Source organism: Streptosporangium sp. 'caverna' (assembly GCF_003203775.1).
GTDB classification, from domain to species: domain Bacteria; phylum Actinomycetota; class Actinomycetes; order Streptosporangiales; family Streptosporangiaceae; genus Streptosporangium; species Streptosporangium subroseum.
The window spans coordinates 10,284,593-10,309,085 of record NZ_CP029711.1; the positions used below are offsets into that span (position 1 = coordinate 10,284,593).

Sequence of the window (24,493 nt, forward strand, 5' to 3'; positions counted from 1 at the left end):
GGTCTGGCGCCCCGGGGAAGGCTCCCCCGAGGGAGACCCGGACGAGGCCGGGGGCTCCGGGGACCAGGTGTAGGGCTCGGCGGGCTCCGAAGGGGCCGGCGCCGACGGCCAGACAGGAGTGTCGGCGGGATGGTCGGACTCCCCGCGGGTGGTCCCGGCCGGATCGGAGGACCTCTGCTGCCAGGTGTACGGCTCGGCGGGCTCCGAAGGGGCCGTGGACGGTTCGGCCGAGGAAGGCGCGGCCCACGGGGGTGACTCGTCGCGGTGAGGCGGGGTTCGGGCAGGGTCGGGGGATCCCGGTTCGCCCGGGACAGCCGCCTCTTCTTCGGAGGTGCCCGACGGCTCCTCCGAGCCGGACCCTTCATGCTCTGGTCGCCGATCCCGCCGGGGATCGGGCTGACTCGGGTCCTTAGGTGTTGTCACGTCTGCTCTCCCGACGCATAGTCATGCCGGATACCTCACACTCCCCTGTTCACCGCCGATGAAACAGCCCGACACGGCAAAACACCGACGATCATTCGGTAACGGTGCTCCATACCCCAGAGGTGGACCCGGGGCGCGAGCAGGGAAGAGTCCGACCTAGAATGAAGCATGTGCTGAAAGGCGACGGCCATCTGAGCCATGACCTTGATCCCCACGACCAACCCCCGAAGGACGCATGTGGCGTCTTCGGCGTTTGGGCCCCTGGGGAAGAAGTCTCCAAACTCACCTACTACGGGCTGTATGCGCTACAGCACCGCGGGCAGGAATCTGCGGGCATAGCGGTCAGCGAGGGAAGCCGCATCCTCGTCTACAAGGACATGGGTCTGGTGGCCCAGGTCTTCGACGAGTCGGTGCTCGGGACCCTCCGCGGTCACCTGGCCATCGGGCACTGCCGATACTCGACCACCGGGTCGAGCGTCTGGGAGAACGCCCAGCCGACGCTGAGCTCGACCGAGGACGGCGGGCTCGCGCTCGCCCACAACGGCAACCTGATCAACACCCCGGAGCTGGCCCGGCGCCTGACTCCCGGGTCGACCAGGGCGACCACGGACACCGAGGTGTTGACGTCGCTGCTCGCCCAGGACCGCAGCCAGCCCATCGATGATGCCGCCGCCGAGCTTCTTCCCCAGGTCAGGGGCGCCTACTCGCTCGTTTTCATGGACGAGAAGACGCTCTACGCCGCTCGCGACCCGCAGGGCGTCCGCCCGCTGGTCCTGGGCCGGCTGGAGCGCGGCTGGGTGGTCGCCTCCGAGACCGCCGCGCTGGACATCGTGGGCGCCACGTTCGTCCGCGAGATCGAGCCGGGCGAGTTGATCACCATCGACGAGCGCGGCGTGCGCTCCCGCAGGTTCGCGCTGGCCGAGCCCAAGGGATGCCTGTTCGAGTACGTCTACCTGGCCCGCCCCGACACGACGATCGCCGGACGCGGCGTGCAGACCACCCGCGTCGAGGTCGGCCGCGTGCTGGCCCGCGAGCACCCGGTCGAGGCAGACCTGGTCATCCCCACGCCCGAGTCGGGCACCCCCGCCGCCGTCGGCTACGCCGAGGAGAGCGGGATCCCGTACGGCCAGGGTCTGGTCAAGAACTCCTACGTCGGCCGGACCTTCATCCAGCCGTCCCAGACGATTCGCCAGCTCGGCATCCGGCTCAAGCTCAACCCGCTGAAGGAAGTGGTGGCGGGCAAGCGCCTGGTCGTCGTGGACGACTCGATCGTGCGGGGCAACACCCAGCGGGCGATCGTCAAGATGCTGCGCGAGGCGGGCGCCAAGGAGGTCCACGTCCGGATCTCCTCGCCTCCGGTCTCCTGGCCGTGCTTCTACGGCATCGACTTCGCCACGAGGGCCGAGCTGATCGCCGGCTCGCTCACCGTGGAGGAGATCCGCGCCTCCCTCGGCGCCGACTCGCTCGGATACATCTCGCTGGAGGGCCTGACCGAGGCCACCACGATCCCCGCCGATCGGCTCTGCCGCGCCTGCTTCGACGGCGTGTACCCGATCCCCATCGATCAGGACAACGTGGGCAAATACGTCCTAGAGGCCAAGCGGTGAGCGGACGAGCCGACAGGCACGACACGATGGTCGTACGACCGAAGAAGGAGGTCGCATGACCAGCTATGCCGCTGCCGGCGTGGACATCGACGCGGGTGAGCGCGCCGTCGAGCTGATGAAGTCGAAGGTCGCGCGGTCACGCCGGCCCGAGGTGGTGGACGATGCCAGCGGTTTCGCCGGTCTCTTCGACGCCTCCGCACTCCTGAGCTACAAGCGGCCGCTGCTCACCACCTCGACCGACGGCGTCGGCACCAAGGTCATGCTGGCCCAGAAGCTCGGCAAGCACGACACGATCGGCATCGACCTGGTCGGCATGGTCGTGGACGACCTGGTGGTCTGCGGCGCCGAACCGCTGTTCATGACCGACTACATCGCCTGCGGCAAGGTCGTCCCCGAGCGGATCGCCGACATCGTGGGCGGCGTCGCCGAGGGCTGCCGCCTGGCGGGCTGCGCCCTCATCGGCGGCGAGACGGCCGAGCACCCCGGTGCCATGGGCGCGGACGAATACGACCTCGCGGGCGCCGCCACGGGCGTGGTGGAGGCCGAGAAGATGCTCGGCCAGGATCGGGTTCGCGCGGGCGACGTGGTCCTGGCTCTGGCCTCCTCCGGTGTGCACTCCAACGGCTACTCGCTGGTCCGGCACATCATCAAGCTCGCCGACCTGTCCCTGGAGGCCGAGCTCCCCGAGCTGGGCCGGACCCTCGGCGAGGAGCTGCTCGAACCCACCAGGATCTACTCCCTGGACTGCCTGGAGCTGGCCCGCTCGGTCGATGTGCACGCGTACGCCCACATCACCGGCGGCGGCCTGGAGGGCAACCTCTCCCGCTCCCTCCCCGCGACCCTGGACGCGCTGCTGGACCGCTCGTCCTGGACCCCGCCCGCCGTCTTCGACGTGCTCGCGGGGCACGGCAAGGTGGCACAGGCCGACATGGACCGGACCTTCAACCTGGGTGTGGGCATGGCGGCGATCGTTCCCGCCGACGCGGTGGAGCCGGCCCTGGCCCTGCTCAAGGAGCGGAGTCTCCCGGCCTGGGTGCTCGGCGAGATCGTCCCCGGCAGCGGCCAGGCGCGTTTCCGCTGAACCCGCCTCACGACTTCCCGTGATCCGTTGGGATCTGCCGCTTCCAGCCCGGCCGATCCCAACGGATCACGAAAAGCCCCGTTCACGGACCCCGTACGACCCGCCGGCCGCGCCGTACCCGTGAAGGCGGGCGCGGCTCAAACCGATACGGCCGACCGATACGGCCGACAGTCGCCCGGTATGACACAAAAAGATCTGGTGCGACCGAAAGATATGCGGCACGCCCAAAAAGATACGTTGTGGCCCTGGACACGCCAGAAGGCGCTTCGGGTCACCGAAGCGCTGCCACGGTCCGGCTCACAGTGAGCAGAACACCCGGCGGCTTCTCAGCCGCCGGGTGTTCTGTTGACACTTAATGTGAAGCTCGCCTAGCGGCGGCCGGATGTCCCGTCGTCGCGGTCGTCTCCGGAGCCGGAGTCCTCGGCATAATCGGCGTACCGAGCAGCCAGCTCATCGTAGGCGTCGTTGGAGTCGTCATTGTGGTTGGAGTCATCTCTGACCCCTAGCTCGTCGCGAAGACGCTCAAGATCAGTGCCACCGCTGTTGTACTTCAGCTGGCGAGCAACCTTGACCTGCTTGGCCTTTGCTCGGCCGCGCCCCATTGGCTCGACCCCCTCGTGTGGGGTCGTGCCCGACCCCTCGTCGCTAACGCACCACGCACTGACGCCACCTGACTTGAGGCGTCGGCTCTCGTTCGACTACAACCGTACATGTTTTACGCCCGGCTCGGTACGCCGTATGGGCGTGAGGGGCTAGTGGCCCAGCCAAATGCCCCTAATTCGCCCGACTTCCGACATTCTGCGCTCGGCTAGCCTATCGGCTGCGACGGCCGGGGGGACGCCATCCTTCGCCGCGCTGGCAAAGATCTTGAGAGTCGTGTCGTAGATCTGGGTGGCCTTTGCCTTCGCCCGGTCCATGTTGAATCCCTGGATCTCGTCCGCGACCTGGATGACGCCGCCGGAGTTGACGACGTAGTCGGGCGCGTAGAGGATCCCGCGATCGGCGAGTTGCTTCTCGACTCCGGGGTGGGCCAGCTGGTTGTTGGCCCCGCCGCAGACGATCGTGGCGCGCAGACGGGCGACCGTGTCGTCGTCCAGCGCCCCGCCGAGCGCGCACGGCGCGTAGACGTCGATGTCGGCGTCGGTGAGCTCCCGCCGTCCGGCGACGACCTCCACTCCCGGATGGAGTTGGCGGACCCGCTCGACGGCCTGCTCGCTCACATCGCAGATCACGACCTCGGCGCCGTCCTCGACGAGGCGGTCCACCAGGCGGTGGCCCACCTTGCCCACGCCCTCGACGCCGACTCGCCGGCCACGGAGCGTCGGCGCGCCGTAGACGTGCTCGGCGGCGGCGCGCATGCCCTGGAACACGCCGTAGGCGGTCAGGACCGACGAGTCTCCGGCTCCTCCGTTGGCCAGCGTGCGACCGGTCACGTAGGAGCTCTCACGGGCCACGATGTCCATGTCCTCGCTGTAGGTGCCCACGTCACACGCGGTGAAGTAGCGGCCTCCCAGGGACTGGACGAACCGGCCGTAGGCGCGCAGCAGCGCCTCGCTCTTGTCCGTCGCCGGATCGCCGATGATGACGGCCTTGCCGCCACCGAGGTCGAGTCCGGCCAGGGCGTTCTTGTAGGCCATCGCCCGGGAGAGATTGAGCACATCGGCCAGCGCGGCCTGCTCGCTCTCGTAGGGGTAGAACCTGGTACCGCCGAGGCTTGGGCCGAGGGCGGTGTTGTAGATGGCGATGATCGCGTGAAGGCCGCTGCGCTCGTCGGTGCAGAACACGACCTGCTCGTGCTTCGCCTGGCCGTTTACCGGGCCTGCGTCCTTGTGGGACAGCCCGAAGACGTCGGTCACTGTGGTGACTCCCAGTCGTCCGTTTCCGCCGCCCCGTCGCGGCGGAAATCACTCTTAGCGTAACCACAAGCTCAAGCGGGACAACGAGGCGAAGTGTCCCTTCTCAGCAGGCGAGACGCAGGGGGGTCGTCGCCACCGACACAAGGTCGATACCGGACAACAGCAGGTCCTTCATGACACGATGCGGTCGTGCTGCCCTATGCCGCGTACCTCCGCGTCTACGAACCGCTGGCCGCGTTCACCCCGTCGGAACGCCTCTCATGGGCCGCCTACGCCGAGGCGACCGACCGTCCACGCCGCGCGAGCGCGCTCCACGCCGAGCACGGCGAGGCGGTGCGCCGCCTCCTGGGGGTACCTCCGACCCCCGCACCCGCCCAGGAGAGCCCCAACGCCTATCTCAGGCGCGTAGAAGAGGTTCTGTACGTCTGCCCGTGGCAGAGCAGGCTGAGGTCGTGGCTGGCCTTCTCACGCTTCCGCGGAACGACCCCGGTCAGGCTGATGGAGCGGTTCGTGCCGATCTCCGTCGCCGAACAGACGGCCGACGACTTCGACAGGTTCAAGCGCCGCAGCGACTCGACCGCCCTGCGCACCAACATCCGCGGCTCCACGTGGCACATCCCGACCTCGTGGTTCATCCCCTTCGACGGGAACGAGCGGTGGCTGGTCCTCGACGGCGACAAGCAGCCCGAAGGCACGACCACCACCCGCAACCTGATCTACGTCACGTCCATGGCCCACGCCCGGCGCCGCAGCGCCCGCGCCCTGCAGATCATCCGCAGGCAGGTGGGCGAGGTCTCGGTCACCGCCGAGGTCGAGGATGTGGCACGCTGGCTGGAGGAATTCCACCCGCACTCGCTGGTCGAACTCGACTACGGCGGCATCGTCAACCTCATGGACGACGAGACACTCCAGGCCGACCAGTCGGTGGCCGAACTCGCGGCGGCTCTCACGGGTCTGGAAAGCGGCGAGGAAGAACTGGCGTTCGCCATGTACCAACGGGTCATCCTCCGCTGGCGATCAATACAACTTCTCGAATCGGCAAACTGAGTCGCAAATCATCCTCGCCACCTGCATAAGTAGGTCGGTCGATGACCGGGGATGCACCTACGAACTGAGTAGTTTGCCGTTTTCACTGCGATACCACGAAACGTGTCGCTAGAATCACCGAGCGTGACAACAACACGTGCACAAGAGAGATGAGTCGCTCAAAGGCTCGCCAATCGCTCTACGTGGCTGTATGGTCACATCGGGTGATGCCGCATATGGTCCGAACAGCCGCACGCAAGGGGCCATAAGGGGACATCCGTGACAAGCGTCAAGTCGCAGGATCGCTGTCGCCGGTCCACATGGAGGAGAGGCCGCACAAATGTCAGCTCGTACACCCGAGGCAGAGCCGCTGCTCACCCCGGCGGAGGTCGCAACCATGTTCCGCGTCGATCCCAAGACCGTTACTCGGTGGGCGAAAGCGGGCAAGTTGACGTCCATCCGCACTCTGGGTGGACACCGCCGGTACCGGGAGACTGAGGTTCGCGCGCTGCTGGCGGGGATTCCGCAGCAACGCTCTGAGTAAAAACGGGGGCTGTCACTGACTTAGGGGGAATCGAATGCGCGCTCACCCTGTGAGCGCGTAAGTCATACGGATTGTGGGGGGAGCGGCGTCGCCCGCCCGGCGCCGCCCCAGCATGCGTTCCGTACGGCTTCCATCGGCCCCCTCCCCCCGTCTGTGGCCTACGGCTTCCTGCCCGTGAGGATGGCCTACGGCCTCGCGTGCGGACAGGACTTACGAGGCCTGACCGCAGATCAGCTTTTCCAGCAACTCCCCGGCCTGCGGATCGTGTCTCGCGGCCACCTCGAGCAGTGCCAGCATCTGGTCGACCAGCATGCGCTCAAGCGCCGGCCGCCCCATGTCGCCGTGTTCCAGCCAGTCGAGGCCCGCCGTCTCCACGGAGGCGGTCCACGAACGCAGAGTGACGCGGAGTGCGGGTCCCGGCTTCTCAAGACGCATCTGCTTCATGATGAGGCGGAGCAGATGCTGCCTGACGGCGTCGACGATCTCGCCGATCTCGCCGTCGCGGTTGTCCGGACCCCCCTTGAGAAGCGCGGCGAAACCCGCCGCGTGCCCCTCGACGAAGTCGAAGTAGCACTTGAGGCCGTCGGCCAGTTCCTCGATCGGGCGTCCGCCCTCATGAAAACCACGGGGACCTTCGAGAACTTCGGGACTTTCGGGGCGGAGCCTCGCCTCCAGCTGAGCCGCCGCGCTCTTCAGCGCGGCGACGTAGAGCTCCTGCTTGCCGCCGAAGTAGTGGTAGACCAGGGCGCGCGACGCGCCCGCCGCCGAGGCCACATCGTCGATCGAGACGCCTTCGGCATCACGTTTGCCGAAGAGTTCGAGGGCCGCTGCCATGAGCTCCTCACGGCGCCGGTCAACACTGAGCCTGCGCCGCGCCGGTCGCGTGCCGCCCGCCACGGTTTTTACCTGTTCGGCGGCTCCGGATGTCGAACCCACGGGACGAAGACTATCGGAGGCGATACTCGGCGGCGGTGGGTCAAGATCCCAGTTACCTTCCGCTCAAGCCGTACCCCATTTGAGACTCGATCGTTTTGAGTGACAAGGTGCCCATCCACCATCCCGGGGGAGAGCCATGTCAGGACCGCCGGTCAACACCACCGTCACCGTCACCCGAGCCCGCGGGTTCGCCGAACCCGTCCTGCCGGACGGCTGCGGACCACGCCCACGACCCACGATCCGAAACGTGGCAGAGCGAGCCGGTGTCTCCAAATCACTGGTCTCGCTGGTTCTGCGTGGATCGCCGCACGTCAGCGAACACCGCAGGCAGGCCGTGCTGCAAGCGGCAAGAGATCTCGGCTACCGGCCCAACGCGGTCGCGCGCAGCCTGGTCGAAGGCCGCACCCATCTGGTCGGGGCGCTCGTCGCCGACCTGCACAACCCGTTCTACGCCGAGTTCCTCGACGGCCTGCAGGAGAGCCTGCACGGCGACGGACTCCGGTTACTCATCGGCAACAGCCAGTGGGATCCCTCCTTCGAAGACGAGGCGGTCGAGGCGTTCCTGGAACTCAGGGTCGACGGGCTCGTCCTCCTCGGCATCGCGCCCACCAGTGGGACGCTCATCGAGGCCACCGGCTACACGCCGACGGTCGTGGTGGGCGAGCGTGACATCGGTCTCGGCGGCGTGGACATCGTCGTGGACGACGACCAGCTCGGCGCACGCCTGGCCATCGACCATCTCGTAGATCTCGGCCACCGCCGGATCGCCCACATCGAGGGCGCCCGCTCCTCCTCCGGACGGTTCCGGTGCGAGGGTTACCTGGTCGCGATGCGGAGACACTCTCTGGCGCCGTACATCATGGTCGAGGAGGGCGACTGCACGGAGGAGGGCGGTGCGCTGGCCGCACGCAGCCTGCTCACCCGTGACCCCCGGCCCACAGCGATCTTCGCCGCCAACGACCTGGTGGCCATGGGCGTGCTCTCCGCGGCGGCCGAACTCGGTCTGCGGGTGCCCGAGGACCTGTCGGTGATCGGGTACGACAACATCCACCGCGCCGGGACCCAGCCGATCTCGCTGACCACCGTCGATCAGCCCCGCCGCGCCATGGGCCGCTCGGCCGCGACACTGCTGAACGACCGGATCGGTGACCCCGGCAAGGCCTCACGCCTGCGCCAGATCGCCCCACAACTGGTCGTACGGCACAGCACAGGTCCCACCGAAGGGTAAAAAGTCTGCCTGGAGCGTTACAGTCGCGCCCAGGCAGGCTTCAAGCCCTCGTCAAGGTCGGGTCAAGCACCTAAGTGGCGATAAAGCACTGGTGTTGACTCTGGGCTGTGACGAGGGGGGTAACAATGCGTGATCCAGAACTGGTGTCATGCGCCCAGCGCGCCGCTGCCGAGCTTGAGCGGGCATGGGCGCATTGGCGGTCCACCCGGGGCCGGAGCGGGGATGCCGGAGCCGAATCCGTGGCGAGCTACGTGGCCCATTCGATCGACCACCCGTGGGGACGCCCGCGCGTGGTCCTCGGACTGGACGCCGAGGACGCCAGGGAACTCGCCTCACTTCTACAGAAACAGGAAGTCGGGGAACACGTCTGGTGATAACGGCTTAGTCACGGCACCGAGCCCCGTAAGTTGGGTGCTTGACGATTCCTTCAGGGAGGTTGCCGTGACCAGCAAGGCACTAGCGACGGCCCTTGTCGCGTGCGCCCTGGGTGCCGCCGCCTGCGGCGCTACCGCCAACGGCGCCAGCGTGGGCTCCGCGCAGGACGGTGGGGCCATCTCTCCCGCACAGGACACCGCGGCGGACTTCGCGTCGCCGGCGAAGGAGGCGGGGACGAACTCCGCGCCTCTGGCAGAGAGCCCTGCGGCGAGCCCCGCGGCCGGCAAGGACATCCAGGCCAAGGCTCTGAGCGGCAAGGTCGTGGTCATCGACCCGGGCCACAACGGGGGCAACTACCGCGACACCGCGGCGATCAACAAGAAGGTCAACGTGCTGACCCAGTGGAAGGCCTGCGACACCACGGGCACCTCCACCAACGACAACTACAGCGAGGCGGCCTTCACCTGGGACGTCTCCCAGCGCCTGGCCAAGATCCTCAAGAGCCGGGGCGCGACGGTGAAGCTGACCCGGGCCAACAACACGAGCGTCGGCCCGTGCATCACCCAGCGGGCGGCGATCGGCAACAAGGCCAAGGCGGACGCGGCGATCTCGATCCACGCCGACGGAGCCCCCTCCGCCGACCACGGCTTCCACGTGATCATGCCGAAGAAGATCGACGGTCCGGTGGATCCCGTGGTCGGAGCGTCCAAGAGGCTGGGCATCGACGTCCGCAACGCCTTCAGGTCCGGCACCGGCATCCCGTACTCCACCTACATCGGCAGCAAGGCCCTGGACTACCGCAGCGACCTCGGCGGCCTGAACCTCTCCACCGTTCCCAAGATCTTCATTGAGTGCGGCAACATGCGGAACGCGAAGGAGGCGGCCGAGTTCCGGCAGCCCGCGTTCCGGCAGAAGATCGCGCTCTCCCTGGCCAACGGACTGCAGAGCTATCTGAAATAGCGGGAGCCCGGGCCGGTTTGACATGATCTAAGGCATGACCGACCTCCTGCCGCGTCCCGCTGTCTTCGAGCCCGGCGGCGGCTCCTTCGAGCTCTCCCCCGGCGCCTCCGTCTCCGGTCCCGCCGAGCTGGTGGACGCGGTGAGGCTCGCGCTCGCCGTACTGGACCTGCGTCCCGCCGAGTCCGGGACCGTCACGGTGGAGGCGGACGCGTCGCTGGGCGCGGAGGCGTACACCCTGGAGGTGACGGCCGACGGCGTGCGGATCACGGCCGGAGACCGGGCGGGGGCGTTCTACGCGGGCCAGACCCTGCGGCAGCTGCTCCCCCACGACGCGTTCCGTACGGTGGCCCGGGCCGGATGGACCGTTCCGTACGGCCGGGTGGAGGACGCGCCACGATTCTCCTGGCGCGGGGCGCACCTGGACGTGGCACGGCACTTCATGCCCAAGCGCGAGGTGCTCCGGATGGTCGACATCATGGCGGCGCACAAGCTGAACCGGCTCCACCTGCACCTGGTGGACGACCAGGGTTGGCGGGTCGAGAGCAGGGCGGCTCCCCGGCTGCACGAGGTGGCGTCGCACCGGCCGCGCACGACCACCAGCTACTACAGGGAGGAACCGGCCTTCGACGAGGTGCCGCACGGCGGTTACTACACGCTGGACGACCTCGCCGAGATCGGCGCCTACGCCCGCGCGCGGGCCGTGACGATCGTGCCGGAGATCGACGTGCCGGGGCACGCCTCGGCGATCCTCGCCGCCTACCCCGCGCTCGACGCGCGTGCCACGGCCGGCCGCGAACCCGAGCCGTTCGGGGTCCTGGAGCGATGGGGCATCTCCCCCGCGATCCTCTCCCCGCTCCCTCCGACGGTCGACTTCCTGGCCGTGGTGATCGACGAGATGCTGGAGGCGCTGGGCGAGACGCCGTACTTCCACATCGGCGGGGACGAGTGCGTGCTCGACCACTGGGCCTCCTCCCCCGAGATCGTCGCGTTCGCCGAAGAGCTCGGGCTGGAGAACCTGAGCGACCTGCACGCCTGGTTCCTGCGCCGGCTGGCGGACGTGCTGGCCGAGCGGGGCAGCCGGGCGGTCGTGTGGGACGAGGCGTTCGTCAGCGGCATGCTCAGGCCCGACACGATCGTGATGCCGTGGCGCGGGCTCGGGGTGGCCCGGCGCGCGGCCGAGGCCGGGCACGACGTGGTGCAGACGCCGGTCTTCCCGCTGTACTTCGACTACGCCGAGGCCTCGTCCGAGGAGGAGCCCATGGCGATCGGCGACGCGATCACCGTCTCGGACGTCGCGGCCTTCGTCCCGGCGCCGGAATCATGGACGGCCGGGCAGCGGGAGCACGTGCTCGGAGCGCAGTTCCAGCTCTGGAGCGAGCGCCTGCCCGACGGCCGGGCGGTGGACTACCGGGCCTGGCCGCGGGGATGCGCGCTGGCCGAGGTCGCCTGGTCGGGCTCGGCGGGCTCCGGGTTCGAGGCCCGCCTCGAAGGGCACCTGGGCCGCCTGGACGCGCTGGGAGTCGAGTATCGCCCGCTGACCGGCCCGCGCCCCTGGCAGCTCGGTGGGGCCGGTCATCGTCGTCACCGTCCGGGAGTGGTCAAGGTGGACGAGGTCATGAAGCACCTGGAGGAGATGACCCACGTCGCGGACTCGACCCGTCCGAGCATGTAACCGGGCTCAGGCCGTCACCTCGTAGCCGGCCTCCCTGATGGCGGCGCGGACGGCGTCGTCGTCAGGGGAGTCGCCGGAGACGTCGACCCGGCCGCTCTCCAGGTCGACGTCGACCCCGGTGACGCCGGGAACCTCGCCGACCTCTTCCTTGACCGAGCTCACGCAGTGCCCGCAGGTCATGCCGGTGACGGCATATGTGGTCACGCTCATCGCACCTCCAATGTCCTGAGTTACCCCCCAAGGGTATAGCTCAGGACGCGGTGCGGCCGATTATCTCCCGAACGCCGGTGGCACCGTGCCGGCGGAGGCGGCGGGCCAGGGCGCGGTTGACGCGATGGGCCCAGAGGGGCCCCTCGTAGATCATCGCGCTGTATCCCTGGACCAGGGTGGCTCCGGCGAGCAGGCGTTCCCAGACGTCGTCCACGTTCTCGACCCCGCCGACGGAGACGAGCACCAGGCGGTCGCCCACCCGGGCACGCAGTCTGCGCAGCACCTCCATCGAGCGGGCCTTCAGCGGACGGCCGGACAGTCCACCGGTCTCGGTGCTGGAGACGCCCTCCCGGCTGATCGTGGTGTTGGTCGCGATGATGCCGTCGAGCCCGAGCTCAAGGGCCAGGTCGGCGACCGCGTCCACGTCCTCGTCCGTCAGGTCGGGAGCGATCTTGACCAGCAGCGGGGTGCGCCTGGGGGTGCCGTCGGCGACCTCCTTGACCGCCCGGAGCAGAGGGCCCAGCAGCCTGACCGCCTGGAGATCGCGCAGACCGGGGGTGTTCGGCGAGCTCACGTTGACGACCAGGTAGTCGGCGAGCGGGGCCAGCTCCTTGGCGCTGGTCACGTAGTCGTCGACGGCCTCGGACTCGGGCACGACCTTGGTCTTGCCGATGTTGACGCCGACGATCGCCGGAACCCCCCTGGGCCGGCTCAGCGTCCGGGCCACGGCGCTCGCGCCCGCGTTGTTGAAGCCCATCCGGTTGATGATCGCCCGGTTCGCGATCAGACGGAACAGCCGGGGCCTGGCGTTGCCCGGCTGGGCGTACGCGGTGATCGTGCCGACCTCGACGTGGCCGAAGCCGAGCGCGGACATGGCCCCCACGAAGCCCGCGTCCTTGTCGAAGCCCGCCGCCAGCCCGAACGGGCTGGGGAAGTGCACTCCGAAGGCCTGGACGCGCAGGATGGGATCACGCGGCGCGAGACGGCGGTGAACCAGCCGTCTGACCACGGGCGTCACCGAGAGAAGGCGGAGCGCGCGGACCGTCAGATGGTGCGCGTCCTCCGCGTCGAAGCGGCTGAGGACCTGGTTGAACACGAGTCGATACATCACCGACCAGGTTAGTCCCCCGTCGAGGTGCGGCCGGTGCCAACCGCACCACTGGACTGCCGGATGACCAGGCACTGATCGAGCTCCAGCAGCCGCAGCAGCCGCAGGACCGGACCCGACGGCCGAAAGATGATCATCAAGCCGCCCCGGTCGCGCATGTGCTCGTGGGCCCAGAGCAGGGTCCTGACGCCGGCGCAGTCGAGGAAGGTCACGTGGGCCAGGTCGAGCTCCAGCCTCACCGCGGTGAGGGCGCCGAGGACGCGTCGCAGCTCGACGCCCGTTATGACGTCCAGATCGCCGTAAACACTGATCTCCGTCCTGCCCGTGACGGTCTCCGGCGACGTGAGCAGGATCACCGTGTGTCGCCCGCTCCTTCTCCCAGCACCTCCGCCGCCAGATCGGCCACCCGGCGGCGGCTGTCCCTGGCCTGCTTGCGCAGGCCGGTGAAGGCTTGGGTGGCGGTGAGGTCGTGCTTGCCCATCAGATAGCCGACGGCCCGCTCGATGACCACCCGGTAGTCGAGCGCGTACTGAAGCTGCTCGGCCAGGGCGCTCTTCTCCTCCGCGGCCATCGCGGCCGTGAGGAGCTGCTCGATCACGTCGGCGTAACCGTACAGAGCCTGGACGTCGGACTCGTCCCACTCGTAGGGCTTGGACTGGTAGACGTTCAGCGTGCCCACCGGATCGCCGCCGAGCCGTACCGGCACGCCGGCGACCGCCCGCACATCGGGATGGAGCCGGTCGGCGAGCTTCGGCCAGCGTGGATCCGTCTGAACATCGGTCGAGGTCACCGCGGTGTTCTCCGCGTAGGCGGACACGCACGGCCCCTGCCCGAGATGAAGCTGGGCCCCCTCAAGGCTGCGCCCCCGGTCATCGGTGGTGACCAAGTAGCGCAGATCCTTGCCCTCCTCCGCAAACATCAGACCCGCACCGGAGTATCCGAACAGCGTGTCCACCACACTCACAGCCCGCTCCAGCTGCTGGACTATGCCCGTCGTGGACGAGGACGTCTGAACCTTTCTCAGGCTAGCGACCAGCGCTTCCGGATCAATGTGAGTCATATGCGGGGCGCCTTCCAGCGTCGGCCTGGTTACTTGACGTGCGCACTACGACTTCCCTGAAATAGGAGAATTATGGGCAAGGGTCTGCAGGACCATCACCATGAGCCGGCCGAGGCCTTCTCCTGTCTGCACTTTCGAGGGCTGCCATTCATGGCTGATGCGGTCGTAGAAATTCAGGGTGCCGATCAGCTGTTCTTCCACTCGCAGCGGAACCGAGAGCACCGCGCGGACTCCGGAGACTCCCGCCGCCAGGCCGGGGAAACCGAAGGGACGTGCCGCGTAGAGGTCGTTGACCGCGACGTCCACCCCGTGGGTCAGGCTCTCGATGGCCGGTCCGGCCCCGATCTGCTCCTGGAGCAGCTCCAGTCTCCTGCCGTCGTCGTCGGAACCGCCGATCGCACGCAGGCGGTTCTGGTCGTCCAGGAGCATGAGTGCCGCACCATCGGCACCGAGAACGTCCGCCAGAGCGTTGAGAGTGCGCTCGACGAGCCGAGAAAATTCAAGAACCTGGGTCATGAGCGGGCTTCCTACATGCTGAGGTAGCTCCGCGGACACAAGGCGGAATGAGCTTCGTTCAAAGACTAGTGCTGCTCGATGACTCCGGCCAAACCGTCCGCCACGTTGATCACCGGCCAAGGTCACATATCGCCGTCAATACATCGTTAAGCATTCGGCAAACAAAGATCGACAGAGTGGACGCATGAACATGCCGTCACGTTCCGCCATCGTCCGCCGACGTCGCACCTTCGTGCATGTCGTGCTCCGGGATCTCTCGGAGACCGGCGACGTCACCGTGCCACCCTGGTGGGCGGACGAGATCCAGCGGGAGTTCGGTGGACTGAGCGGATTTCTGGCGGAGCTGAGCCGCCAGTGGTGGACGGCCTACGCCGCGCATCTGGACGCGCTGATCGAGCTCGGTGCGGGCGATCCTGCCCAGGCGTGGGCCGACGTCACCGAGCAGATGCCCCACCTGCGAGCCGTCCTCGACTCCTACGCCGACGAGGCCGCGCTCGCCGAGGCCGAGCAGCGTCACTGTGACGTCCTGCGCTGGACCACGCGGCGCGACATCCGCCGCGCCGCCTGAGGGCTCTCCGTCGCCCGCAGGCATATCCGCGAGCAATCGGGTAGCCATAAACGATGCTCAGGTTTCTCGATGGTCACTCTTCGTCAAATAGGTTCTCGCGGCGCCGGGTCGCGGATGATCAGGCCGCGGATCGGCGGCTGGGTGTACGGCTGACGCTGGCGGCTGTGGCCGTCGCGCTCTTCACCGTGCCGTTCGTCATCCTGCTCATCCTCGTGAAAACCTCGTTCGCCCCGCTGAGCGACTTCGACGAGAGCATCGCCCTCCAGTTGCACGCGCACGCGGTGGCGGACCAGGACTACACGAACTTCCTGAGCATAGGGACCGAGGTGTTCGGGCCCTGGACCTGGCGTGTCCTGGTGATACTGACCGGGATCTGGCTCTGGTACCGGGGAGCGCCGCGCCTGGGGATCTGGGCGGTCGCCACCATCACCTTCGGCGGCCTGCTCAACCTGGCCGTCAAGGCGGCCGTCGACCGCGCCCGGCCCGACCTGCCGGACCCGGTGGCCTCCGCGCCCGGCGCCTCCTTCCCGTCCGGGCACGCGATGGGCGCGGCACTCGGCGTGTGCATCCTCATGCTCATCCTGCTGCCCTCCCTGAAGAGCTGGGCCGCCCGGATCATCGCCTGGCTCGTCGCCGGCGCCATCACGGTGTTCGTCGCCTACAGCCGGGTGGCGCTCGGCGTCCACTGGGTCAGCGACGTGGTCGCGGGCGTCGCCCTGGGCATCGTGGTCGTCGTGGGCGCCGCGATCGGATTCGAGACCTGGCGCAGAGGTGAGGGCCGCAGGCCCGCCGAGCCCCTCAAGGAAGGCATGGAGCCCGAGGCGTTCTGAGAGTCACGTGGTGGCTTCCGGGGCGTTCTGGGCGCTGTATTGGCGGAGCCCGAGGCGTTCTGAGAGCCGGATCTAGGGTAGCTCGCGCGCCATGTCTAAAATGTCGATCGACTTCAAAGGCGCGGCACGCCTCATCCTGCTCCCCCTGGCCGTCATGGCCGCCCTGACGATCGGCGTCGGGCTGCTCATCACCCAGGTCCTGCAGACGACCACCCTCATCGCGAACGACGAGGGGGTCAACGAGCAGCTGGTCACCGACCGCACGGCGTTCTTGAACGACGTCACGGACAGGATGACCTCGTTCTCGGACATGCCGACGATCATCATCGCCACCGTGGTGCTCATCATCGCCTTCCGACTGGCGTTCAAGCGCTGGAACGAGTCGATCTTCCTGACGCTGGCCGTCTTCTCCCAGTCGGCCATCTTCCTGCTGGCGACCGTCTTCGCCCAGCGGAAGCGCCCCCTGGTCCAGCACCTCGACCCCGCGCCCCCCACCTCCAGCTTTCCCTCCGGGCACACCAGCGCCGCGGTCGCCTTCTACTGCGGCGTCGCCCTGGTGCTGACCGTCCACACCAACCGGTACAAGATCCTCAACGTGCTGTGGTGGGCGATCGGCCTGGCGATCCCGCTGGGGATCGGATACTCCCGGATGTATCGCGGCATGCACCACCTGAGCGACGTGAGCTGGGGCCTCCTGCTCGGCGCGGTCTGCATCGCGGTGGCCGCCAACGCGCTGCTGTTCCGGCCCGTGGTGAGCGAGAAGAAGGAGAAGGCCGCCACGCGGGAATCTCCGCGATCTCCGCGGCCCGTCTCCGAACGGTGACCGGGCATCACCGCCGGTCACCTCGTGCGAAAGCCGCGTTTTCGATCATGTGTACGCTTGGAGCGGTCTAGATTCGAAGGCGCGTAAATAAGGAAATGCACCCGTGCACGCAGATGACTGGAGCACGATGGACGAGTTCCGGTCATCGGCCCGGGCACCCGGACAACTCAGCGACGCGGAAAATCAGGAGACGGACGGCGGCTATCGTCGGCCCGGCTCAGCATGAGACGGTAGGAACCACCAGAACCAAGCCTCACATCTGTCACTTCATGTAGCCCAATGATCGCCCTATGCTACGAAGTAAGATAGAAACCTCGATAGGGAGATTCAACTCTCCCTTATGGGGGAAGAGCAGCCAGCCGGCCGGACCCAGACGCGTTCGACGGCTACCCTCTAGGAAGGAAGCCGGTCCATGGATCGTCAGTCCGTTGTCTGCCATACCTGCACGGGCGTCCTGCCCGCCACCGACTCTCGCACCTACACCATTCAGCGAGGGCGTCTCATCGTGAGCAACGGATACTGCACCTGTCCCCCCTCCGCACAGCAGCCCCCCGCGCAGACGAACCAGACCGCGCAGCAGTCCGCGCAGGCCATGGAGTCCGGCACGCACCGGCAGCCGCAGCAGGGCGAGCAGCAGCCCGCGAACCAGGGTGTGATGGCGGGCGCCTGAGAAACACCCGGTAAGTAGGGGAGCTGTCGTGGGTCGGGGGGCCTGCGCGCGGCAGCTTGACCCCTCCCATCGACCCGCCGACCACGTGTCGTGTCGCCGACAGCGTGGGTTCAGCGGGTCAGCCGGACAATCCCCACGCCGCGACCACGGCGAGGCCACTCGTTCCGAGTAGGCCGATAAGCACCACGATGGCAATCACTCGACGGTTCATAATCTGGAGCTTAGCCAGACGCCTCGGACGAAGAGGTCCGACAAGACGCCTCGCTCGGACCGGCGTGTCCACGCGCCGTCGTCACGGCTCCGGCACGGTTCCCGGCCACCTGGGCGTGATCAGCCGGCCCTGCTCGGCCCGGATGATGTGGATGACCGCGTTGATGAGGGCGAGGTGGGTGAATGCCTGGGGAAAGTTACCCAGGTGGCGCCCGCTGAGAGGATCGATCTCCTCGGCGTAGAGACCGAGAGGGCTGGCGAAGGAGAGAACCTTCTCGCAGAGCCTGTGGGCGCGGGCGTACTCTCCGATCTCCGTCAGCGCCGAGACGAGCCAGAACGAACACATCGTGAAGGTGCCCTCCTCCCCGGCCATGCCGTCGTCGGTGTCCTTCGTCCTGTAGCGCAGGACCAGGTCCTCGACGGTCAGCTCGTCGGCGATGGCGAAGACGGTGTCGCGGACCCTGGGGTCGGTCGACGGCAGGAAGCGCACGAGCGGGATGAGCAGGAGCGACGCGTCCAGGGCATCGGTGTCGTAGTGCTGTCTGAAGACTCCGCGCTCGCTGACGCCGTTGGCGCAGACGTCGGCGTGGATCTCGTCGGCGGCGGCCTGCCAGCGACCGGCCAGATCCAGTTCCTGGCGGAGCCGGGCGAGCCGCGCGCCCCGGTCGGCCGCCACCCAGCACATGACCTTCGACGAGGTGAAGTGCTTGGGTTCGCCGCGCACCTCCCATATGCCCCGGTCGGGATCCCGCCAGTATTTGAGGGCGGCCTCGACCTGACGCCTCAGCATCGGCCAGATTCGCTCGTCCAGGCGTTCACGGGTCCGGGTGTGGATGTAGAAGGAGTCGAGGACGGCTCCCCAGACGTCGTTCTGGCGGTGACGGTAGGCGGCGTTGCCGATCCGGACGGGTCTGGCCCCCTCGTACCCTTCGAGATGATCGAGGATGCGCTCCTCCAGGACGCGCTCGCCGTCGACGCCGTACATGATCTGCAGCTCCTCGTCCCTCTCCGCGATGTCGGCGATGAACCAGAAGAAGTCGTCGGCCTCCCAGTCGAACCCGAGCGTGTACAGGGCCCAGAGGGCGAAGGTCGAGTCCCGGATCCAGGTGTAGCGGTAGTCCCAGTTGCGGCCTCCGCCCGGCACCTCGGGCAGGGAGGTGGTCGCCGCCGCGACGAGCGCGCCGGTCGGGGCGAAGGTCAGCCCCTTGAGCGTGAGGGCGCTGCGTTCCAGGAAGCCGCGCCAGGGATGGTCGGGGAAGTCGCCTCTGGCAAGCCAGTGCTGCCAGTGGTGGGCGGTCCACACGAGCCGGGCGTACGCGTCCTCGAAGGTGTAGGGCGGCTCGTGCGTGGTCCAGGTCAGCGCGCAGAAGCGGGTGTCTCCCTCTCGCAGCAGGGTACGCGCGGTCGCCCGGCCGCCTTCGAACCCCAGTCGCAGGTCGGTGGTGAGCATGAGCTCCAGCTCCTGCCCGTCCGCCCTCGCGAGGCCCTGGTGGTAGCCCCGCTCCGTGTAGGCCCAGCGGACCGGTCTGCGGCCGTAGTCGAACATCGGCTCGCAGTCCAGGGCGACCTGCGCCTCCCCGCTGACGCAGCGCACCGTACGCAGCAGCACGTGGGAGGCGTCGTAGTCGGTCGGCGCCCTCCTGTGGGTCTGGGAGAGCTCCTCGTCGTGATGCCAGGGGCCCATGAGGAGCAGGTCGCGCACGATGATCCAGCCGGTCGGTGTGCCCCAGCTCGTCTCCAGCACCATGGTGCCCGGGAGATATCGGCGCGCGGCCGGGACCCTGATGTCGGCGGGACCGATCCGGAAGCCTCCGGCGTCCCGATCGAGCATCGCGGCGAACACGCTGGGCGAGTCCATCCGTGGCAGGCACAACCACTCGACGTTTCCGCTCGGCGCGACCAGGGCGCTGACCTCACAGTCGGACAGGAAGCCGTAGTCCGCGATCGGCGGAAAGAGCGAGGAACCGGAAAACGGGCCCACCGGTGGTTCGGCTGTCATGCGACTTTTCTACCCTGGACTCCCATTTAGGCACGCTCACCGCTGATCGAATCGGCCGCGGCCCCGAGAGCCCCTCTGGATAACAAATTGGTATCGGTGGCAGCGTAGCCTGGCAGGGAGTCGCCCCTCAGGAGGTCTGCCATGCGCATGATCAAGCTTCCGTTCGGGGAGGAAGTCGTGGCCCTTGGCCAGGGCACCTGGCACATGGCTGAGGATCCCTCGCGCCGGGAGGAGGAGATCACGGCGCTGCGTCTCGGGCTGGAGCTCGGCATGACGTTGATCGACACCGCCGAGATGTACGGCGGCGGCAGTGTGGAACGGCTCGTCGGCGAGGCGGTCGCCGGCCTCCGCGACGAGGTCTTCCTCGTCGGCAAGGTGCTGCCGCACCACGCCACGACCGAAGGCACGATCACCGCCTGCCGGGACAGCCTGCGCCGCCTCGGGACCGACTGGTTCGATCTCTACCTGCTGCACTGGCGGGGGCCCACTCCGCTGGAGGAGACGCTGGCGGCCTTCGAGAAGCTGACGGCCCGGGGCGACATCCGGAGCTGGGGCGTGAGCAACTTCGACCTCCCGGACATGGAGGAGCTCGCGGCCCTTACCGGTGGGAGCGCCGTACAGACCGACCAGGTCCTCTACAACGTCACCCGGCGCGGCATCGAATACGACCTGCTGCCCTGGTGCCGCGAACGCCGCATTCCGACCATGGCCTACTCGCCGATCGAGCAGGGCCGGCTGATCGGCCACCCCGCGCTCAACGCGGTGGCCGCCCGGCATCGGGCGACCACCACCCAGGTGGCCCTCGCCTGGGTGCTGCGTGACGACGATGTCATCGCCATCCCAAAGACCGGAAAGCCGGAGCACGTACGGCAGAACCAGGCGACTCTGGACATCCACCTCACCGAGGAGGATCTCAACGAGCTGGACATGGTTTTCTCGCCGCCGCCAGGGCCGCGACCCCTGGAGATACTGTGAACCGCCCCCTGACGTACGGGGCCCGCCAACGCCCCCGCCGCCGCCTCTCGTGCCGGGAAAAGCCATTTGGTCCCTATTTCTGAGTGAACTTTTCGGACAAATCACTGTCGAATCTGCTAGTAAGATGCCCGACCAGGTTCACGTCAGAGAGGTTCATCGTGGGGCGCGACGGCAATCAGGAACCAAACATAGAGAGTCCCGGCGAGCAGACGGGCCCGCTCGGGCCCGAGCCCCAGCGAGGGATCGATCACCACCCCACGGGCGACATGCTGTCGGACGGGTGGATCCAGGAAGCCGCTCAGGAGCCCGTTCCGAACGTCGGCGACCGGGTGATCCTCCACCTCGACGGGTCCCGGGAGATCATCAGCCCCGACGGATCGCGAAAAATCGTCCACCTTGACGAATATCGGGACACTTCCGAGTTCAACAGGGTGGACGCGCACACGGGCGCCCAGGACTCCGCGCAGGCCCGTGGTTTTCTCGGGGCGGGGTGGAGGGATGATCTCGATCTCCCTGACGAGCGTCGTCACAAGGGCAAACGCAAGAGCAGGATGCTCCTGGCGGCCGTCGGCGGGATCGTGATCGTCGGGCTCGCGAGTGGATGGATGATGTCCTCCCCCACGAGCACGACGCCCGGCACCTCGTGCTCGTCGGGCGCCCAGTGCACGACGGCCGAGCATCCTGAGCAGCCTTCGGAGTCGCCGACCGACCAGCCCGAGGAGACGACGGACCCGTCCGTCGAGCCGACCGTCGCCGTCACGCCGACGACCGTCCCCCGCGTCCGGGAGTCCCGCACCTCGGATCCCCGTCCGACGGTGACCAGAAGCAGCGCTCCCCCGCCGAAGCCGAGCCCCACGCGACAGCGGGAGGAGAGCAGCTCCCTCAACCTGGACCCCGAGTCGGAGACCCCGGCCAGGCCCGCACCCTCGCCGACGAAGTCGACGAATCCGGCGAATCCGAGCGAGAGCGCCCCTCCGGCCGAGAGCTCCACGCCGACCCAGGAGCCGACCTCGGGGGGAAACCCGAGCCCCAGCGACCCCCCGAAAAAGGGCGGACTGCTGGACTGGCTGTTTTGACGCACTCCTCGCCGATGAAGACCTGCTTCCCGCACCGGCCTGAGACCGAGGAGGCCGGTGCGCGCGTCGGCGCTCGCCGATCGGTGAGGGTCAGCCGAGGATGCCGCGGTCGTACGCGACCGCAACGGCCGCGGCCCGGTCCTTGACCCCCAACTTGCCGTAGAGATGGGTGAGGTGGGTCTTGACGGTCGCCTCGCTGATGAACAGCACGGCGGCGATCTCACGGTTCGACGTGCCCTTGGCGACGAGCGCGAGCACCTCGCGCTCCCGGGTGCTGAGCGGCTCGTTGCCCGGTGTCCTCACGTGCGAGATCAGGCGTGAGGCGATGGCGGGCGACAGCACCGTCTTGCCCTCGGCCGCCGCCCGTACGGCCGTGAAGAGCTCGTCGCGCGGCGCGTCCTTGAGCAGGTAACCGGTGGCGCCCGCCTCGATCGCGGGGAGGGTGTCGGAGTCGGTGTCGTAGGTGGTGAGCACGAGCACCCTGCAGCGCAGGCCGCGACGGGTCAGCTCGGCGATCGCGGCGACCCCGCCGGAGCCGGGCATCCGCAGGTCCATCAGGACCACGTCGGGGTCGAGGATCTCCGCGAGCACAACCGCCTCGGCTCCGTCCGCGGCCTCGCCGAGGACCTCGAAGCCGGGGGACGCCGCGAACATGCCGCGCAGCCCGTCACGGACGACGGGATGGTCGTCGACGATCAGCAGGGTGATGGTGCGCTCAGCCATGACGCACCAACGGTACGCGAGCCGAGACGGCCGTGCCGTGTCCCGGCTCGGACTCGATGTCGACGGTCCCGGCGATGCGTTCGGCGCGGGCGCGCATGCCGCCGAGGCCGAAGCCGCGGCCGGTCTCGCGCTGGAGCACCGCGTACGGATCGAAGCCGCCGCCGTCGTCGCGGACGTCCAGGCTCACCTCGTCGTCCATGTACGAGAGGGTGACGCCGACCCGCGTGGCGCGGGCGTGCCGGCCGGCGTTGGCGAGGGCCTCCTGGGCGATACGGAGCACGGTGGCCTCGATCTCGTCGTGCAGCGGCTCGACGGTGCCGGTGACGGTGAACTCGGCCCGTACGCCCAGCGAGGTCGACCACGTCTCGACGATGTTCTTGAGGGCGTCTGGAAGGGTGTCGTGCTCCAGCGCCCCGGGGCTGAGGTCCTGGACCGAGCGGCGGGCCTCCCCCAGGCTGTGGCGGGCGAGGTCCGCGGCTCGCTCGACGTGGGCGTGGGAGGCCGCGGGGTCGGCGCTGTCGACGGCCGCCTGGAGCTGGGTGATGATGCCGGCCAGGCCCTGCGCGATGGTGTCGTGGATCTCGGCGGCCATGCGCCTGCGTTCGTCGTTGACGCCCGCCTCGCGGGCCTGGACGAGGAGCTGGGCGTGCAGCCCCGCGTTCTCCTCCAGGGCCTGCTCCAGACGGGCGTTGGTGAGCTCCAGCTCCGCGATGGTGGCGACCTTGTCCTTGGCTCTCTTGGCCTCTTTGAGACTGATGTCGGCGAAGACGAAGGTGAGCGCGACGTTGAGCGCCAAGAGCGCGCCGAAGGCGACCCACTGCAGTCCCTCGGCGGGCGGCAGGCCACCGGACTGCGAGCCCGCCATGGTCACGGCGGTGGCGAACATTCCGGCGTACATCTGACGGCGTGGCAGCAGGCGGTCGGCGTCGAAGTAGCCGAGCACCGCGTAGACGGCGAAGAACGGGTTCAGCCAGGTGAGCGCGAAACCGAGAGCGAACCGTACGACGTAGTAGGCCCGGCCCGCCGCGTTGTGCTCGGGCCGGCCGGGACCGGTCCTGTTCCACCACAGGTGCAGGACGAGCGCGGCCACGATGAGTGCCCCGGTCGTGTACTTCTCACCACCGGTCATCGCAAACAGGTCGGCGGTGGCGGCCGCGAGCAGTGTGCCGAGGCCCAGCAGGGCGTACGGGCCCCAGCGGAAGAACCGGTCTCCCCAGTTCTTGGCCGTCGTGTCGCTTGCCATACGCCCCGTCTCTCCTTGTCCTGATATATCCGGTCACTCCCACCGGAACCAGCGTGCCGCAACAGAGATCAGAATCACAGTCCACAGTGCCGTGACCCCGAGATGGGACCAGCTGGGCCAGTCGCCCGCCGCCGCCTGGTTCAGCGCCTGCGCGGCGGCCCCGAACGGGGTGAACTCGACGATGCGCTGCAGGAGGTCCGGCATGGCCTGGACCGGCACGTAGATGCCCGCGGTGAACATCGCCGGGAAGAAGGCCGCCAGGCCGATGGCGTTGGAGATCTTCGTGGTGCGCGAGATCGCGGTGATCGTCGCTCCGAACGCGAGCGCGCCGAGCGTGGCGAGGATCAGCGCCAGCGCGTAGCCGAAGAACTGTTCGGGAAGCGCCACACCGAAGGCGAGGCGGCCCACGGCCATCGCGAGGATCGCCGAGCACAGGGCGGCCGCGCCGTTCAGCACGATCTGCGCCGTCAGCAGCGAAACGGGCCGTACCGGGGTGGTCGACATGCGTCGCAGGATGCCCCGTTCCCGGTAGCCGGTGAGGACGGGTGGCAGGACCTGCAGCCCGGCCATGATCATGGCGAGCAGTACGACCACGGGGACGTACAGGTCGACGGTCCGGAGGCCGCCGATCTTCGGATCGGGGGTCCGGAAGGACGGGATCAGGCCGAGGATCGTCAGCAACACGGTCGGGAAGGCGATGACCCAGAAGATGGCCGCGGGCTCACGGCTGAAGAGCCGGGCCTCGGACTTCAGCACGGCGGTGGACACGGACAT

General features: G+C 68.2%; 27 protein-coding genes. 13 read left to right on the top strand and 14 right to left on the bottom strand.

The annotated features are described in order from the left end of the window. Positions 1-584: 584 nt before the first annotated feature. Both purF and purM read left to right on the top strand, forming a co-directional pair. A complete protein-coding gene (gene purF, locus DKM19_RS44390; RefSeq protein WP_110704660.1) occupies positions 585-2,030 on the top strand; it encodes an amidophosphoribosyltransferase in 1,446 nt (481 codons plus the stop codon). 55 nt (positions 2,031-2,085) lie between these two features. Beyond that, complete coding sequence (purM, locus tag DKM19_RS44395) at positions 2,086-3,111, top strand: phosphoribosylformylglycinamidine cyclo-ligase (RefSeq protein ID WP_110704661.1); 1,026 nt, start codon at positions 2,086-2,088, stop codon at positions 3,109-3,111. Positions 3,112-3,479: 368 nt separating this feature from the next. Here purM and DKM19_RS44400 read toward each other — a convergent pair whose 3' ends face one another. Together DKM19_RS44400 and DKM19_RS44405 are read right to left on the bottom strand one after the other, a co-directional pair. After that, positions 3,480-3,713 (bottom strand): DUF3073 domain-containing protein, encoded by a 234-nt coding sequence (locus tag DKM19_RS44400; protein WP_089211141.1) that lies wholly within the window; start codon positions 3,711-3,713, stop codon positions 3,480-3,482. Between the two features lie 150 nt (positions 3,714-3,863). Beyond that, positions 3,864-4,967, bottom strand: coding sequence for a Glu/Leu/Phe/Val dehydrogenase (locus tag DKM19_RS44405; RefSeq protein ID WP_204358502.1), 1,104 nt, complete (start codon positions 4,965-4,967; stop codon positions 3,864-3,866). A 189-nt stretch (positions 4,968-5,156) separates the two neighbouring features. Between DKM19_RS44405 and DKM19_RS44410 the strand changes: the two genes are divergently transcribed. Both DKM19_RS44410 and bldC read left to right on the top strand, forming a co-directional pair. After that, positions 5,157-6,014, top strand: a complete 858-nt coding sequence (locus DKM19_RS44410; protein ID WP_110704662.1) for a hypothetical protein — start codon at positions 5,157-5,159, stop codon at positions 6,012-6,014. A 319-nt stretch (positions 6,015-6,333) separates the two neighbouring features. After that, the gene (bldC, locus tag DKM19_RS44415) at positions 6,334-6,537 is read left to right on the top strand and encodes a developmental transcriptional regulator BldC (protein WP_013133571.1); all 204 of its coding nucleotides are present in this window, start codon (positions 6,334-6,336) and stop codon (positions 6,535-6,537) included. A gap of 210 nt (positions 6,538-6,747) precedes the next feature. Here bldC and DKM19_RS44420 read toward each other — a convergent pair whose 3' ends face one another. Next, on the bottom strand, positions 6,748-7,371 hold the full coding sequence (locus DKM19_RS44420) for a TetR/AcrR family transcriptional regulator (RefSeq protein WP_110704663.1): 624 nt from the start codon (positions 7,369-7,371) through the stop codon (positions 6,748-6,750). A 238-nt stretch (positions 7,372-7,609) separates the two neighbouring features. Between DKM19_RS44420 and DKM19_RS44425 the strand changes: the two genes are divergently transcribed. The 4 genes from DKM19_RS44425 to DKM19_RS44440 all read left to right on the top strand — a co-directional run bounded on the left by DKM19_RS44425 (position 7,610) and on the right by DKM19_RS44440 (position 11,708). Then, complete coding sequence (locus DKM19_RS44425; RefSeq protein ID WP_110704664.1) at positions 7,610-8,701, top strand: LacI family DNA-binding transcriptional regulator; 1,092 nt, start codon at positions 7,610-7,612, stop codon at positions 8,699-8,701. 125 nt (positions 8,702-8,826) lie between these two features. Further along, complete coding sequence (locus DKM19_RS44430) at positions 8,827-9,075, top strand: hypothetical protein (RefSeq protein ID WP_089211145.1); 249 nt, start codon at positions 8,827-8,829, stop codon at positions 9,073-9,075. Positions 9,076-9,142: 67 nt separating this feature from the next. Then, the gene (locus tag DKM19_RS44435) at positions 9,143-10,036 is read left to right on the top strand and encodes an N-acetylmuramoyl-L-alanine amidase (RefSeq protein ID WP_110704665.1); all 894 of its coding nucleotides are present in this window, start codon (positions 9,143-9,145) and stop codon (positions 10,034-10,036) included. A gap of 34 nt (positions 10,037-10,070) precedes the next feature. Further along, entirely contained in the window at positions 10,071-11,708 is a 1,638-nt protein-coding gene (locus DKM19_RS44440) for a beta-N-acetylhexosaminidase (RefSeq protein WP_110704666.1), read from the top strand. Positions 11,709-11,714: 6 nt separating this feature from the next. Here the strand turns inward: DKM19_RS44440 and DKM19_RS44445 are convergent, their stop codons facing one another. From DKM19_RS44445 to DKM19_RS44465, 5 genes are read right to left on the bottom strand one after another with little or no spacing between them, the layout of a single operon-like run. Then, complete coding sequence (locus DKM19_RS44445; RefSeq protein WP_110704667.1) at positions 11,715-11,918, bottom strand: heavy-metal-associated domain-containing protein; 204 nt, start codon at positions 11,916-11,918, stop codon at positions 11,715-11,717. A 40-nt stretch (positions 11,919-11,958) separates the two neighbouring features. After that, positions 11,959-13,026, bottom strand: coding sequence for a quinone-dependent dihydroorotate dehydrogenase (locus tag DKM19_RS44450; RefSeq protein ID WP_089211149.1), 1,068 nt, complete (start codon positions 13,024-13,026; stop codon positions 11,959-11,961). Positions 13,027-13,037: 11 nt separating this feature from the next. After that, positions 13,038-13,382, bottom strand: coding sequence for an STAS domain-containing protein (locus DKM19_RS44455; RefSeq protein ID WP_110704668.1), 345 nt, complete (start codon positions 13,380-13,382; stop codon positions 13,038-13,040). Further along, positions 13,379-14,086 carry a GAF and ANTAR domain-containing protein gene (locus tag DKM19_RS44460; RefSeq protein ID WP_110704669.1) on the bottom strand — a complete coding sequence of 236 codons (708 nt, stop codon included), beginning with the start codon at positions 14,084-14,086 and terminating at the stop codon, positions 13,379-13,381. Before DKM19_RS44460 ends, DKM19_RS44455 begins: the two co-directional genes overlap by 4 nt. A gap of 45 nt (positions 14,087-14,131) precedes the next feature. Then, positions 14,132-14,602: a GAF domain-containing protein gene (locus tag DKM19_RS44465; RefSeq protein ID WP_110704670.1), complete on the bottom strand. Its 471-nt coding sequence runs from the start codon at positions 14,600-14,602 to the stop codon at positions 14,132-14,134. Positions 14,603-14,786: 184 nt separating this feature from the next. Between DKM19_RS44465 and DKM19_RS44470 the strand changes: the two genes are divergently transcribed. The 4 genes from DKM19_RS44470 (at position 14,787) to DKM19_RS44485 (ending at position 17,493) form a co-directional block, all read left to right on the top strand. After that, complete coding sequence (locus DKM19_RS44470) at positions 14,787-15,170, top strand: hypothetical protein (RefSeq protein WP_110704671.1); 384 nt, start codon at positions 14,787-14,789, stop codon at positions 15,168-15,170. A 53-nt stretch (positions 15,171-15,223) separates the two neighbouring features. Next, positions 15,224-16,000 (top strand): phosphatase PAP2 family protein, encoded by a 777-nt coding sequence (locus DKM19_RS44475; RefSeq protein ID WP_110704672.1) that lies wholly within the window; start codon positions 15,224-15,226, stop codon positions 15,998-16,000. A gap of 91 nt (positions 16,001-16,091) precedes the next feature. Further along, on the top strand, positions 16,092-16,823 hold the full coding sequence (locus tag DKM19_RS44480) for a phosphatase PAP2 family protein (RefSeq protein WP_110704673.1): 732 nt from the start codon (positions 16,092-16,094) through the stop codon (positions 16,821-16,823). 412 nt (positions 16,824-17,235) lie between these two features. Then, positions 17,236-17,493 (top strand): hypothetical protein, encoded by a 258-nt coding sequence (locus tag DKM19_RS44485; RefSeq protein ID WP_110704674.1) that lies wholly within the window; start codon positions 17,236-17,238, stop codon positions 17,491-17,493. Between the two features lie 292 nt (positions 17,494-17,785). Here the strand turns inward: DKM19_RS44485 and DKM19_RS44490 are convergent, their stop codons facing one another. Further along, positions 17,786-19,702 carry a glycoside hydrolase family 15 protein gene (locus tag DKM19_RS44490; protein ID WP_110704675.1) on the bottom strand — a complete coding sequence of 639 codons (1,917 nt, stop codon included), beginning with the start codon at positions 19,700-19,702 and terminating at the stop codon, positions 17,786-17,788. A gap of 141 nt (positions 19,703-19,843) precedes the next feature. On the opposite strand from DKM19_RS44490, the gene DKM19_RS44495 reads away from it, so the two are divergent. Continuing rightward, the gene (locus tag DKM19_RS44495) at positions 19,844-20,677 is read left to right on the top strand and encodes an aldo/keto reductase (RefSeq protein WP_110704676.1); all 834 of its coding nucleotides are present in this window, start codon (positions 19,844-19,846) and stop codon (positions 20,675-20,677) included. Positions 20,678-20,820: 143 nt separating this feature from the next. Here the strand turns inward: DKM19_RS44495 and DKM19_RS44500 are convergent, their stop codons facing one another. From DKM19_RS44500 to DKM19_RS44520, 5 genes are all read right to left on the bottom strand, one after another. After that, entirely contained in the window at positions 20,821-21,207 is a 387-nt protein-coding gene (locus tag DKM19_RS44500) for a hypothetical protein (RefSeq protein ID WP_110704677.1), read from the bottom strand. Beyond that, positions 21,204-21,758, bottom strand: coding sequence for a hypothetical protein (locus DKM19_RS44505; RefSeq protein ID WP_110704678.1), 555 nt, complete (start codon positions 21,756-21,758; stop codon positions 21,204-21,206). The genes DKM19_RS44500 and DKM19_RS44505 overlap by 4 nt, the downstream gene beginning before the upstream one ends. A gap of 85 nt (positions 21,759-21,843) precedes the next feature. Continuing rightward, positions 21,844-22,476 carry a response regulator transcription factor gene (locus DKM19_RS44510; protein WP_110704679.1) on the bottom strand — a complete coding sequence of 211 codons (633 nt, stop codon included), beginning with the start codon at positions 22,474-22,476 and terminating at the stop codon, positions 21,844-21,846. Next, positions 22,469-23,719 carry a sensor histidine kinase gene (locus DKM19_RS44515; protein WP_110704680.1) on the bottom strand — a complete coding sequence of 417 codons (1,251 nt, stop codon included), beginning with the start codon at positions 23,717-23,719 and terminating at the stop codon, positions 22,469-22,471. The genes DKM19_RS44510 and DKM19_RS44515 overlap by 8 nt, the downstream gene beginning before the upstream one ends. A 33-nt stretch (positions 23,720-23,752) precedes the next feature. Then, positions 23,753-24,493 (bottom strand): ABC transporter permease, encoded by a 741-nt coding sequence (locus tag DKM19_RS44520; RefSeq protein ID WP_110704681.1) that lies wholly within the window; start codon positions 24,491-24,493, stop codon positions 23,753-23,755.